This window comes from Psychromonas algarum (assembly GCF_004376845.1).
Taxonomy (GTDB): domain Bacteria; phylum Pseudomonadota; class Gammaproteobacteria; order Enterobacterales; family Psychromonadaceae; genus Psychromonas.
Map to the genome: position 1 here is coordinate 76,301 of NZ_SNUW01000008.1, position 12,541 is coordinate 88,841.

A 12,541-nucleotide genomic window follows, 5' to 3' on the forward strand; every position below is an offset into this window, starting at 1 on the left:
ATCGGGTTTTTATTTTATAGGTAATTGTAAAAACTAGATACGTTTAAAGATTAAAGTACCATTTGTTCCACCAAAACCAAATGAATTTGATAATGCATATTCGATGTCTGCAGGACGAGCTTTACCATCAGTTACATAATCTAAATCACAACCTTCACTTGGGTTTTCAAGATTAATAGTTGGTGGAGCAACTTGATCTTTAATCGCTAAAACACTGAAAATAGCTTCAATTGCACCAGCTGCACCTAATAGATGGCCGGTCATTGATTTAGTTGAACTCATCATGACAGAATTAGCAGCTTCTCCCCAAATACCTTTAACAGCTTGTGTTTCAGCAATATCACCAGCAGGAGTAGATGTACCGTGAGCATTGATATATTGGATATCGGTTGGGTTAATACCTGCATCTTTAATGGCATTTTTCATTGATGCTGCAGCACCTGCACCACTTTCTGGTGGTGACGTCATATGGTAAGCATCACCACTCATACCAAAGCCAACAAACTCTGCATAAATTTTTGCACCACGTGCTTTTGCATGTTCATATTCTTCAATAACAAGTACGCCAGCACCATCACCTAATACAAAACCATCACGAGACTCATCCCATGGACGACTTGCCGTTTCAGGTGAATCATTACGTGTTGATAATGCGCGAGCAGCACCAAAACCGCCCATGCCCATTTCAGTTGATGCTTTTTCAGCACCACCAACGAACATCACATCAGCATCACCATACTGGATCATACGAGCGCCTAAACCAATACTGTGTGTACCTGTAGTACAAGCAGTAGTAACAGCAATATTAGGACCTTTTAAGCCTTTATTAATAGAAACATGACCAGAGATCATATTAATAATGGTTGCAGGTACAAAGAACGGACTAATTTTGCGAGGACCACTTTTAGCAAAGCTATCTTTATTCGCTTCGATGATACCTAAACCACCAATACCAGAACCAATTGCAACACCAATACGATCTGCATTTTCATCAGTAACGACTAAACCAGAATCTTGAAACGCTTGCTCTGCAGCAGCAACACCGTATTGGATAAATAGATCCATTTTACGGGCTTCTTTCTTAGGCATGTATTCTTCGACATTAAAGTCTTTGATTAAACCTGCAAATTTAGTAGAGAACTTTTCAGTATCAAAGTGTTCAATATTTGAAATACCACTTTTCCCTGCTTGTACAGCTTCCCATGATTGCTCCACCGTATTACCTACTGGTGATAGCATACCTAAACCGGTTATTACAACTCGACGCTTTGACACTAGACTCTCCTAATGAGACTTTAAAAATAATAACTAAAGACTTTATGTAAAATGCTTAGTTATTATTAAAGTTAAATACTTAATAATAAATATACAAAAGGCGGTCAGAAGACCGCCTTTAGAAAATTTCAACACTGATGAAAGTGAAGAATTAACCGTTGTTTACAACGTAATCAATCGCAGATTGAACAGTAGTAATTTTCTCTGCTTCGTCATCTGGAATCTCTGTATCAAATTCTTCTTCAAGAGCCATTACAAGCTCAACTGTGTCAAGTGAATCAGCACCAAGATCGTCAACGAAAGAAGCTTCGTTTTTAACTTCGTCAAGTTGAACACCAAGTTGCTCAACGATGATGTTTTTTACGCGTTCTTCGATATTGCTCATTTTTATTTTCCTTTGTAATTACGCTTTTGCGTTTAGTAGCGGTAGTTTATTCTATCGCGTTTAATATTCAAGTATTCTATCACTGGTTAGACCAGTTATTTTTAGATTTTAATCAAAAAATTAGTAGAATATCTATTTTTAGCTTAATTTTTAACAACATTGTTAAAAATTTAAACCATGTACATGCCACCATTAACGTGAATTGTTTCACCATTAATATAAGCAGCACCTTCAGAAGCTAAAAATACAACAGTAGCAGCAATCTCTTTTGGATCACCCAAACGACCTGCCGGTACATTTGCTAATGTTGCAGCTCGTTGTTCTTCATTTAATGCTTTAGTCATATCAGTTTCAATAAAACCTGGTGCAACTGTATTAACTGTAATGCCACGACTTGCAACTTCACGTGCTAATGATTTAGTAAAACCAATCACGCCCGCTTTAGCTGCAGCATAGTTTGCTTGTCCTGCATTACCCATTGTACCAACAACAGAACCAACATTAATAATACGGCCAACACGTTTTTTCATCATAGGACGAAGTGCGGCTTTACTTAATTTAAAAATAGGCGTTAAGTTGGTTTCAATAATGTCATCCCATTCTGCATCTTTCATACGCATTAATAGGTTGTCACGTGTAATACCTGCATTGTTAACTAATACATCGACACTACCAAATTCTTTTTTGATATCTGCAAATAAAGCTTCAATTGATTCATTTTCAGTAACGTTTAGTACAAAACCTTTGCCAGCATCACCTAAATATTTACTGATTGCAGCTGCACCATTTTCGCTTGTTGCAGTGCCTAAAACGGTTGCACCTAATGCTAAAAAACTTTCAGCAATTGCACGACCAATACCACGGCTTGCACCAGTAACTAAAACTACTTGACCTGTCATACTCATTTTTTATTCTCCTTTAACAGCAGTTAATGCAGCTTGTAAACTTGCTGTATCGTTAATTGCTTGTGCAGTAAAGCTTTTGTCAATACGACGAACTAAACCACTTAATACTTTGCCTGGACCAGCTTCAACTTGTAAGTTGATACCTTGCTCTGCCATTTTCACTACAATTTCAGTCCAACGAACAGGACAATATAATTGACGAACTAAAGCATCTTTAATTTTATCTGCATCCGTTTCAGCAACCACATCAACATTATTAATCACAGCCACTTGAGGAGCACTAAATGTTAATGCTTCTAGTGCAACCGCTAATTTATCAGCAGCTGGTTTCATTAAGGCGCAATGTGAAGGAACAGAAACAGGTAATGGTAATGCACGTTTCGCACCAGCTTCTTTACATAAAACACCAGCACGCTCTACAGCATCTTTATTACCTGCGATCACCACTTGACCTGGAGAGTTAAAGTTCACAGGAGAAACAACTTCACCTTGTGCAGCTTGTTCACAAGCAGCAGCAATTTTAGCATCATCTAAACCAATAATGGCATACATAGCACCAACACCGGCAGGTACTGCTTGTTGCATTAATTGTCCACGAAGCTCTACTAATTTAACGGCATCTTTAAAGTCAATAACCCCAGCACAAACTAAAGCAGAGTATTCACCTAAACTGTGACCTGCGATAGTCGTTGGCTTTTCGCCACCAATTTCAGCCCATACTCGCCAAATAGCAACTGATGCGGTTAATAGCGCAGGTTGAGTTTTGTCTGTTTGATTTAATGCTTCCGCAGTACCATCTTGAGTTAGTGCCCAAAGGTCATAGCCTAATACATCACTTGCTTCTTTAAATGTATCAATCACTACAGGATAATTTGCAGCTAAATCAGCTAACATGCCTATACTTTGAGATCCTTGGCCAGGAAAGGCAAATGTAAAGTTTGTCATCTTTATTCCTAAATTTTCTATTAATATATTTTAAAACTAAAATCTTGTGTTGTAATAATCACACTGAATATTTACATTACAACTAATGCACTGCCCCAAGTAAACCCACCACCAAATGCTTCTAATAGCACTAATTGGCCCGGTTTTATTTTACCACTTCGAACACCTTCATCTAATGCAAGCGGTACGGAACCTGCTGACGTATTACCATGTTTATCAAGTGTTAGAATAACTTGATCCATTGACATACCTAATTTCTTAGCAGTCGCAGCAATAATGCGTTGATTCGCTTGATGTGGTACTAACCAGTCTAATTTATCTTTTTCAATATTATTAGCTGCTAATGTATCTACTACCACCTGGCTTAGTTTTTTAACGGCCACTTTGAAAACTTCATTACCAGTCATTGATAAGTATGAGTTTGTTAATGCTTGCTGATTACCACGCTCTACATTGGGTAGTTTTAATAAATCACCAAAACGACCATCAGCATTAATATGTGTAGATAAAATGCCTACTTCTTCTGTTGCACTCACGATCACAGCACCTGCACCATCACCAAATAAGATGATTGTGCCTCGATCTTCTGGATCACAAGTATTAGCAAGTGCATCTGCACCAACCACTAAAACATTTTTTGCAGAACCTGCTTTGATAAAGTTATCAGCAACACTTAATGCATAGGCAAAACCAGCACACGCTGCAGATACATCAAACGCAGGAATATCGTAAATACCTAAAAGATTTTGTACTTCACATGCAGCTGAAGGAAAAGCGTTATGGTTACTTGTTGTCGCTACGATAATTAAATCTAAATCACTTGCAGTCATACCCGCAGCTTCTAATGCTTTATCGCCAGCTTGTTTGCTCATATAAGCAATAGTTTCTTGCTCATTAGCAATACGACGCTCTTTAATACCAGTACGCACAGTGATCCATTCATCACTTGTATCAACCATTTTTTCTAAATCTTGGTTAGTTCGTACTGCTGTTGGTAAATAACTACCCGTACCTATAATTTTGCTATTCATGTGATAAACAATCTCGCTCTACTAAGACAGATTCCAACCTTGCTGTAATACAAGCTGGTATCTGCCATTGAATTTCTTTAATGGCTTGTTCCATTGCATAAGTAAATGCTTCAACATTAGCACTCCCATGACTTTTAACAACAATACCACGTAATCCTATCAAACTTGCGCCATTATACAGATCTGGATGTAAATGTTTTAATTGCTTGTTTATTATCGGGTTCAAGACTTTACCCAATAAACGGCTATACCACGTTGCATTCATTGCCTTATGCAATTGAGCAAAAAAAACACGCCCCATACCTTCATAACTTTTCAGCGCGATATTACCACTAAAACCATCTGTAACCACAACATCAGCACGATTCTCAAATAATTCGTTGGCCTCGATAAAACCTGTATAATTTATATGTTCTGTTCTGTTTAATAAATCTGCGCAACGCTTTATGACATCACTACCTTTATTACTTTCTCGACCGACATTTAATAATGAAACAGCTGGAGAACTCAATTGCTCCACTTTTTCACATAAAACACTGCCCATGAGTGCAAAATTGAATAAAGTATCACTGTCGCATTGTAGGTTAGCACCTAAATCCATTAAATAACTATGACCACCGTCATTATTAGGTAAAGCAGCCACTAATGCAGGACGTGAAATGCCTTCTAATGTTTTTAATGTATGCTTTGCCAACAACATCAATGCACCTGTATTCCCTGCACTAACACAAGCATCAGCCTCACCACTTGCAACAAGTTGTAATGCTATATGCATTGAAGATTCAACCCGATGACGTAAAACAGAAACAGGGTTATCTTCCATTGATATGGTTTCTGGTGCATCTATAAATTTGACACGAGCATGATCTAGTAATAAGTGTTTTTTTAATAAAGGGATAAGTTGCTGACTATCACCAACGATAAGCAGTGATAAATTGGGATGTAACTGTAGAATTCTTGAACTTGCAGATAAGGAAATATGGGGGCCAAAATCTCCCCCCATGGCATCTAGCGCAATGGTAAAGTTACGCAAAATAATCGCTTACTTTTCGATTACTTTTTTGCCTTTGTAGAAGCCGTCAGCAGTAACGTGATGACGACGGTGAGTTTCACCAGAAGTGCTATCAACAGTTAAAGTAGGTGCACTTAGTGCATCATGTGAACGACGCATACCGCGTTTTGAAGGAGTCTTACGACTTTTTTGTACTGCCATTTTTAAAATTCCTGCTTGTTACTTGCGCTTTAGCTGAGCTAGAGCATCAAATGGGTTAGGACGTTCTTCCTCTTCTTCAATTTCGCCGAAGCTACTTTCGTAGTTGCTATATTGACATTCTTCAATTGCATGTTTTGCAATTTGCGGAAGTGTTAATAACAGCTCATCTTCAACTATTTGATGAAGGTTTACCTCGCCATTTTCATCGTAATAAATTGGCTCATAAACGTCTGGTAAATTATTTTCCTGCTCTTTATTAAGAACGGGACAATACGTAAATTCAGATTCACACTGATAAGTCATAGGCTCATTGCACCGTTGACAAGTGAGTTCTACTGCGACACTCACTTTACCTTCAATGATTTTCAGCTTTTGCTGATCAACATTAAACGAAAAATAAGTATCGATATCAGAGTTAATACTGTTTGTTGACTCTCTTAATCTGCTTAATAACGACTTATCGAGACTAGCTTCTATCTCTAATCTATTATTAGCAGCGCGAACAGAATCAACGCTAATCGGTAGTTTAACCTTTTGCATGGTCGCGAATAATATAGATAGAGTGCAATATAGTCAAAGAAAAAGCGTTATTTTTCGTAAGTTTTTATTCAGCTATCGCTTTATTCTTTCACAGTCCTTAAAATAAACTTATTTTTATACTTAAGTAGGGTTAATTATGCCACAAAAGCTAGTGCTAGCATCAACTTCACCATTTAGAAAACAGCTATTAGAAAAGCTGCATTTAGACTTTTCCACAGCTAACCCACAGGTTAACGAAGAGGAACTACCTGGAGAAACAGCAATTCAATTAGTAGAGAGACTAGCAATTGCAAAAGCACAAGCAGTCGTTAACGATTTTCCTGATTCATTAATTATTGGATCTGATCAAGTCTGTTTAAATAACGGAAAAATTCTTGGAAAACCAGGTAACTTTGAGAATGCATTTAAACAACTAAAAGCAGCAAGTGCTCAACATGTTACTTTTTATACGGGTCTTGCTGTTGTTAATAGTAAAACAGGAAAAGTGCAATCATTAGTAGAACCTTATGATGTGTACTTTAGAGAATTATCTGATGAAATGATCACTAATTATCTTAATAAAGAAGAACCTTATAACTGTGCGGGTAGTTTTAAAAGTGAAGGATTTGGCATTAGTTTATTTAGTCAATTCGATGGCAAAGATCCAAATAGTCTCATTGGTTTGCCACTTATTTCTTTAATTAAATTATTAGAAAATGAAGGTTTTTCAATACTTTAATATCGTAATATAAATACCTAGTGACAGTATTACTGTCACTAGGTAGCTTTGCATAAAATAATAATACTTATCCCATCGAAACAAGTTGCTCATGTAACTTACTGACTTGATCTCGAAGTTGTGCAGCTTTTTCAAACTCTAATGCTTTAGCACAAGCAAACATCTCTTTTTCTAATGTAGCTATCGCTTTAAGAATATCTTTCTCACTACGTAAGCCTTTATTCACTTGGTATTGTGAATTATTTTCAGCGACTTTAAGTGGTGTTATATTGCTTTTAGGTTGTGGATTTTGGCCTAATTGCATCACATCTTGTACTTCTTTTGATAAACCTTGCGGTGTTATACCATTCGCTTTATTAAAGTCATCCTGTAATATTCTTCGATCTTCCGTTACCTTAATCGCTTTACGCATTGAATCAGTAACTCTATCCGCATATAAGATAGCTCTTCCTTCTAGATTACGTGCAGCACGCCCCATGGTTTGAATCAATGAACGTTCAGAACGTAAAAAACCTTCTTTATCAGCATCTAAAATCGCCACTAGTGAAACTTCGGGTATATCTAAACCTTCTCGTAACAAGTTGATACCAATTAACACGTCAAATACACCTAAACGTAAATCACGGATAATCTCTACACGCTCGACGGTATCAACATCTGAATGTAAATAACGCACTTTGATACCATGTTCGTTTAAATATTCAGTTAAATCTTCAGCCATACGTTTGGTTAACGTTGTCACTAATACACGCTCACTTTTAGGCACTCTAATATTAATTTCTGACAATAAATCATCAACTTGAGTACTGACTGGGCGCACTTCAATAATAGGATCTAACAATCCTGTTGGTCGTATAACTTGCCTTACTACATCTCCCTGTGATTTATCTATTTCGTAATCACTTGGCGTAGCAGAAACATAAATAGTTTGTGGAGCAAGTTTTTCAAATTCTTCAAATTTCAGAGGACGGTTATCTAAAGCAGAAGGTAAACGGAAACCATAATTCACCAAATTCTCTTTACGTGATCGGTCACCTTTATACATAGCACCAATTTGAGGCACTGTTACGTGACTTTCATCAATGACTAATAAACCATTTTTAGGGAGATAATCAAATAGTGTAGGCGGTGCTTCCCCTACTCCACGACTTGATAAATATCGGGAATAGTTTTCAATACCGGAGCAATAGCCTAACTCGTTCATCATTTCTAAGTCGTATAATGTACGCTGTGAAATACGTTGCTCTTCAACAAGTTTATTTTCATCAAGAAAAGTTTTCTTTCTCTCTTGTAACTCCTCTTTAATGCCATCAATGGCGCTTAATATTTTTTCTCTAGGCGTTACGTAATGTGTTTTAGGAAATATGGTGGTTCGAGATAACCTTTCAATGACATGTCCAGTCAAAGGATCAAAAATACTGATCCCCTCAACTTCATCATCAAATAACTCAACTCTAATGGCTTCTTTTTCAGAATCCGCGGGGAAAATATCAATCACCTCTCCACGAACGCGGAAAGTACCACGGCTTAATTCAGTTTCATTACGTGTATATTGAATATCCACTAAGCGTTGCAAAATATCTCTACTCGAAATAATTTCACCGACACTAATGTGCAACATCATTTTTAAATAAGACTGAGGATCACCTAAACCATAAATAGCAGATACAGAAGCAACAAGAACTACATCATCACGTTCTAATAACGCTTTTGTTGCAGATAACCGCATTTGTTCAATGTGTGCATTAACTGCCGCATCCTTTTCAATAAACGAATCTGAGCTAGGCACATAAGCTTCAGGCTGATAATAATCATAATAAGAAACAAAATATTCAACCGCATTATTAGGAAAGAAAGCTTTCATTTCCCCATAAAGTTGTGCGGCAAGTGTTTTATTAGGAGCCAAGATCAACGTAGGGCGATTCACTTGAGCAATAGTATTAGCTAAGGTAAATGTTTTACCTGAGCCGGTTACCCCTAAGAGAGTTTGGAATGCAACACCCGACTCTAATCCATCCACTAATTCTGAAATTGCTTGCGGTTGATCTCCCGCGGGTGAAAAAGGACAAACTAATTCAAAAGGTTTACTCATAGATCCTCAATATTATCTTGGCTTAAGCTGCAATATTACCATTATTGTTTACGAACAAAACGACAGATTTAAATAGAGATAAAGATGACTTTTCAATAAACAAGTGAAAACAACTGTTACACAAACATTTGCGAACGAATTTAGTATTTATATACATTAAAAGATTAAAAATTTACTTTAAAGACTTTATAAAATAGATAAAAGTTTATAAAAACACCAATAATAATAGCCATTAACTTCATATAGGTTATAAAAAGTGGTGTTCATAAAACAGTCAATACAAACTCAAGAAAGGAGATGATTGTCAATTAAAATAATTTTAAAAATTTAAAAATAATTCACAGAAAATAGTTGACAGGGTAAAAAACAAAAGAAGGGTTTAAAATAACAATAAAAACTAAAAAAAAACCACTTGACGATTATAACCAATTGAAAAATAAGACTTATTTTTTATGCTTAAAAATACTTCTATTTAATCAAACCTAAGGTATATCAAGGGTTGCAGCGTGATCTTCATTAACTTCCCACAGAGTTATCCACAGAAAAAGTGGATAACCATCGCTAGCCTAGAGTTCATCAGTGTTACAGAAAGATTAACTTAATATGACAAGGATCTTCTTGGAAAAAAAATTAGTAGCCTTGATCATATTTTGTACAAAAAAATTTATTTATAAGGTAATGGGTACTTTTATCATATACAGCTCAAAGTGATTAATAAGCGTAAAAAGTACAGGCATATTGCTTCAATAATACAATTTATAAAATAATGTCGCTTAAAATTAATACAACTATGCTTACAAGCTTATATTTATAACCCACTTAGATAATAGGTTTGTTATGATGTGTACCACATTGCCTCAAAGGATCTTAGGATGTTTGCTACTTACTTTAAACCATCATTAATTATTGCTACTTTATTAATATTAATGGGGTGTTCTACTATCCCAGCAGATCTTAATATTAATTCTAAACAGCCTCTTGAAACGGGAACTTATCAATTTTCTAATCCTCACGCTTGGCAAATAAATAGTCAAGATTATCGTATTGCTCGTCATTTAATCGAAATAGTTGATGGTGATAACGTTGCTCAATTAATCAATGAACGTCAATCATTACGAGTACTCGTCGAAAACAATTTAAAACAAGCTTGGATAACAAATAAATTAAAAACAGCTAACGTAAGTGATTACAAAGTAGATATTAGATTAATTAAAGCATTAACAACGGTCACAGAAGGTGCAGTAAGCTATAACGCATCAACACAAATGATCATTAAGGTACAGCTGACCTATCAAGATAAAAGCTTTGTTAAATTGTTCCGCTCAAATAATCAGTGGGAGGCTCCTTTTTCAACCAATGTTTCACGTATTAGAGAAGAATTAAATAAACAACTATCACAATTATTAAACCAAATTATTAAAGACCAAGAGCTCAACGATAAACTGCAAAAGTTTTAACGCACACCAATATTATTTAAATTATTTATAGTTAAGGAACTACCATGAAATACATAACTGCCCTGATCTTATTATTTACTAGTCACCTGGTACTTGCAGCAAATAATCCAATGATTGTAATAGATACAAATAAAGGGCAAATTACTCTTGAGCTTTTTCCTGAACAAGCTCCTGCGAGTGTTACGAATTTTTTAGCTTATATAGAGAAAGATGAATTCAAGCAGAGTACTTTTCATCGAGTCATTAAAGGATTTATGATCCAAGGTGGAGGATTTTTAGCTTCAGGAGAGCGTTTAGAAACGAATGCTCCAATTAAAAATGAATCTCGTAATGGATTAAGTAATGAACGTGGCACTATTGCGATGGCTCGTACCGGTAACCCTCACTCAGCAACCCGTCAGTTTTTTATTAATCATAAAGATAATTTATTTTTAGATGCCTCTGGTGGTAATTGGGGTTATGCAGTCTTTGGTAAAGTAACCAAAGGCATGGATGTGGTTGATAAAATAGCCAACGTGCAAACAGGCGCTCAAGACAAGCCTGTAACACCAGTCATTATTAATAGGATCACTGTCGTAACAGACCAAAGTATTATGTTAATTGATAAAAAGTAGTCAACCGAAGTAATAATAGCGATTACATTAAATATGTTATCTGAATTTCACGCTGAAAAAAAGTTCAATTCAAGACGTAAATGGCAGCCCCTTTTACGAAATTTATAACAAAGAAGTGACTTGTTTTAAGCAGTAAAATAGATCCGCTATTTATTGTGATTGGTATAATAATCTGAATACAAAAAATGCGACTAATTAGTCGCATTTTTATGTAAAACGATCAGCTAAATAAACACAAACTCTGCAATAGTTAGCGATTAATTTTAACTACATTATTTTTGTTTAGGCAATGTTACATTTACTTCAAGCACCGACATATCATCATCTGCTTTATCATTAAATTCACATTTAACATCGTCTGATGAAATATCCATATATTTGCGGATCACAGCAACAAGTTCTTTTTGTAACTCCGGCATATACGAAGGAACGTCAAAACTAGAGTGCTCATGAGCCACAATAATTTGTAAACGGTCTTTAGCTAATTTTGCAGTGCCTTTTTTAGGTTTTTCCTTACGAAAATATTCTAATAATCCCATATTAACTCCCAAATATACGGCTCAAAAAGCCTTTCTTTTCAACAGTAACAAAACGTAAATCTCGTTGAAAGCCTAACAATCTATCAACAGCATCTTGATAAGCTTTCCCTGCATCACTTTCTTGATTTAAAATAACTGGCTCACCTAAGTTTGATGCACTTAATACATCTTTAGACTCAGGAATAACACCAATTAAGTCAATACCTAATAAGTCATCAATATCTTCAATACTCAACATTTCTTCACGCTCAACACGCTCAGGACAATAACGAGTGATCAACAAATGTACTTTCACTGGCTCCATCTGTTTTTCTGAACGGTAAGACTTACTAGATAACATGCCAGTAATACGATCAGAATCTCGAACCGATGACACTTCTGGATTGGTGGTGACAACAGCTTCATCGGCAAAATATAATGCCATCATTGCGCCCTGCTCAATACCTGCAGGAGAGTCACAAATGATGTATTCAAAACCGTCTGCTTTTAAAGCATCAATAACTTCAGCCACACCTTCTTGTGTTAAAGCATCTTTATTACGTGTTTGTGATGCAGGTAAAATATATAAAGTATCAACACGTTTATCTTTCACTAACGCTTGCTGTAAATTTGCTTCACCATTGATAACATTAATAAGATCGTAAACAACACGACGCTCACATCCCATGATCAGATCTAAATTTCTCAAGCCAATATCAAAATCGATGATCACTGTTTTAGCACCTGTTTTTGCTAACCCAGTACCAATAGCAGCACTACTCGTTGTTTTACCAACACCGCCTTTACCTGATGTGACAACAATTACCTTTGCCATATAACTTTCCTTT

At 35.9% G+C, this 12,541-nt stretch carries 14 protein-coding genes; 3 read left to right on the forward strand and 11 right to left on the reverse strand.

Annotated features, from left to right (window positions below):
* Positions 1 to 33: 33 nt before the first annotated feature.
* From fabF to yceD, 8 genes are all read right to left on the reverse strand, one after another.
* Complete coding sequence (gene fabF, locus E2R68_RS08800) at positions 34 to 1,275, reverse strand: beta-ketoacyl-ACP synthase II (RefSeq protein WP_134277327.1); 1,242 nt, start codon at positions 1,273 to 1,275, stop codon at positions 34 to 36.
* A 151-nt stretch (positions 1,276 to 1,426) separates the two neighbouring features.
* Positions 1,427 to 1,660, reverse strand: coding sequence for an acyl carrier protein (gene acpP, locus E2R68_RS08805; protein ID WP_025562459.1), 234 nt, complete (start codon positions 1,658 to 1,660; stop codon positions 1,427 to 1,429).
* 170 nt (positions 1,661 to 1,830) lie between these two features.
* Positions 1,831 to 2,565: a 3-oxoacyl-ACP reductase FabG gene (gene fabG, locus E2R68_RS08810; RefSeq protein ID WP_134277328.1), complete on the reverse strand. Its 735-nt coding sequence runs from the start codon at positions 2,563 to 2,565 to the stop codon at positions 1,831 to 1,833.
* Between the two features lie 3 nt (positions 2,566 to 2,568).
* Entirely contained in the window at positions 2,569 to 3,510 is a 942-nt protein-coding gene (gene fabD / locus E2R68_RS08815; protein ID WP_134277329.1) for an ACP S-malonyltransferase, read from the reverse strand.
* A 71-nt stretch (positions 3,511 to 3,581) separates the two neighbouring features.
* The gene (locus E2R68_RS08820) at positions 3,582 to 4,541 is read right to left on the reverse strand and encodes a beta-ketoacyl-ACP synthase III (RefSeq protein WP_134277330.1); all 960 of its coding nucleotides are present in this window, start codon (positions 4,539 to 4,541) and stop codon (positions 3,582 to 3,584) included.
* A complete protein-coding gene (gene plsX, locus E2R68_RS08825; RefSeq protein ID WP_134277331.1) occupies positions 4,534 to 5,574 on the reverse strand; it encodes a phosphate acyltransferase PlsX in 1,041 nt (346 codons plus the stop codon). The genes E2R68_RS08820 and plsX overlap by 8 nt, the downstream gene beginning before the upstream one ends.
* Before the next feature lie 9 nt (positions 5,575 to 5,583).
* Positions 5,584 to 5,754 carry a 50S ribosomal protein L32 gene (gene rpmF / locus E2R68_RS08830; protein WP_025562454.1) on the reverse strand — a complete coding sequence of 57 codons (171 nt, stop codon included), beginning with the start codon at positions 5,752 to 5,754 and terminating at the stop codon, positions 5,584 to 5,586.
* 18 nt (positions 5,755 to 5,772) lie between these two features.
* On the reverse strand, positions 5,773 to 6,294 hold the full coding sequence (yceD, locus tag E2R68_RS08835; RefSeq protein WP_134277332.1) for a 23S rRNA accumulation protein YceD: 522 nt from the start codon (positions 6,292 to 6,294) through the stop codon (positions 5,773 to 5,775).
* Positions 6,295 to 6,430: 136 nt separating this feature from the next.
* Between yceD and E2R68_RS08840 the strand changes: the two genes are divergently transcribed.
* Complete coding sequence (locus tag E2R68_RS08840; protein ID WP_134277333.1) at positions 6,431 to 7,012, forward strand: Maf family protein; 582 nt, start codon at positions 6,431 to 6,433, stop codon at positions 7,010 to 7,012.
* Positions 7,013 to 7,079: 67 nt separating this feature from the next.
* On the opposite strand, the gene uvrB is transcribed toward E2R68_RS08840, so the two are convergent.
* Positions 7,080 to 9,104, reverse strand: a complete 2,025-nt coding sequence (uvrB, locus tag E2R68_RS08845) for an excinuclease ABC subunit UvrB (protein ID WP_134277334.1) — start codon at positions 9,102 to 9,104, stop codon at positions 7,080 to 7,082.
* 872 nt (positions 9,105 to 9,976) lie between these two features.
* Between uvrB and E2R68_RS08850 the strand changes: the two genes are divergently transcribed.
* Both E2R68_RS08850 and E2R68_RS08855 read left to right on the forward strand, forming a co-directional pair.
* Positions 9,977 to 10,561 carry a YajG family lipoprotein gene (locus E2R68_RS08850; protein ID WP_134277335.1) on the forward strand — a complete coding sequence of 195 codons (585 nt, stop codon included), beginning with the start codon at positions 9,977 to 9,979 and terminating at the stop codon, positions 10,559 to 10,561.
* Positions 10,562 to 10,671: 110 nt separating this feature from the next.
* Positions 10,672 to 11,175, forward strand: coding sequence for a peptidylprolyl isomerase (locus E2R68_RS08855; protein ID WP_208380190.1), 504 nt, complete (start codon positions 10,672 to 10,674; stop codon positions 11,173 to 11,175).
* Between the two features lie 272 nt (positions 11,176 to 11,447).
* On the opposite strand, the gene minE is transcribed toward E2R68_RS08855, so the two are convergent.
* Together minE and minD are read right to left on the reverse strand one after the other, a co-directional pair.
* Complete coding sequence (minE, locus tag E2R68_RS08860) at positions 11,448 to 11,714, reverse strand: cell division topological specificity factor MinE (RefSeq protein ID WP_134277337.1); 267 nt, start codon at positions 11,712 to 11,714, stop codon at positions 11,448 to 11,450.
* Between the two features lies 1 nt (position 11,715).
* The gene (minD, locus tag E2R68_RS08865; protein WP_134277338.1) at positions 11,716 to 12,528 is read right to left on the reverse strand and encodes a septum site-determining protein MinD; all 813 of its coding nucleotides are present in this window, start codon (positions 12,526 to 12,528) and stop codon (positions 11,716 to 11,718) included.
* Positions 12,529 to 12,541 lie beyond the last annotated feature (13 nt).

Bases quoted from the DNA above. Each gene is read 5' to 3' on its own strand.
- acpP (WP_025562459.1), bottom strand. From the start codon at position 1,660: ATGAGCAATATCGAAGAACGCGTAAAAAACATCATCGTTGAGCAACTT.
- fabG (WP_134277328.1), bottom strand. From the start codon at position 2,565: ATGAGTATGACAGGTCAAGTAGTTTTAGTTACTGGTGCAAGCCGTGGT.
- fabD (WP_134277329.1), bottom strand. From the start codon at position 3,510: ATGACAAACTTTACATTTGCCTTTCCTGGCCAAGGATCTCAAAGTATA.
- E2R68_RS08820 (WP_134277330.1), bottom strand. From the start codon at position 4,541: ATGAATAGCAAAATTATAGGTACGGGTAGTTATTTACCAACAGCAGTA.
- rpmF (WP_025562454.1), bottom strand. From the start codon at position 5,754: ATGGCAGTACAAAAAAGTCGTAAGACTCCTTCAAAACGCGGTATGCGT.
- yceD (WP_134277332.1), bottom strand. From the start codon at position 6,294: ATGCAAAAGGTTAAACTACCGATTAGCGTTGATTCTGTTCGCGCTGCT.
- E2R68_RS08840 (WP_134277333.1), top strand. From the start codon at position 6,431: ATGCCACAAAAGCTAGTGCTAGCATCAACTTCACCATTTAGAAAACAG.
- uvrB (WP_134277334.1), bottom strand. From the start codon at position 9,104: ATGAGTAAACCTTTTGAATTAGTTTGTCCTTTTTCACCCGCGGGAGAT.
- E2R68_RS08850 (WP_134277335.1), top strand. From the start codon at position 9,977: ATGTTTGCTACTTACTTTAAACCATCATTAATTATTGCTACTTTATTA.
- E2R68_RS08855 (WP_208380190.1), top strand. From the start codon at position 10,672: ATGATTGTAATAGATACAAATAAAGGGCAAATTACTCTTGAGCTTTTT.
- minE (WP_134277337.1), bottom strand. From the start codon at position 11,714: ATGGGATTATTAGAATATTTTCGTAAGGAAAAACCTAAAAAAGGCACT.
- minD (WP_134277338.1), bottom strand. From the start codon at position 12,528: ATGGCAAAGGTAATTGTTGTCACATCAGGTAAAGGCGGTGTTGGTAAA.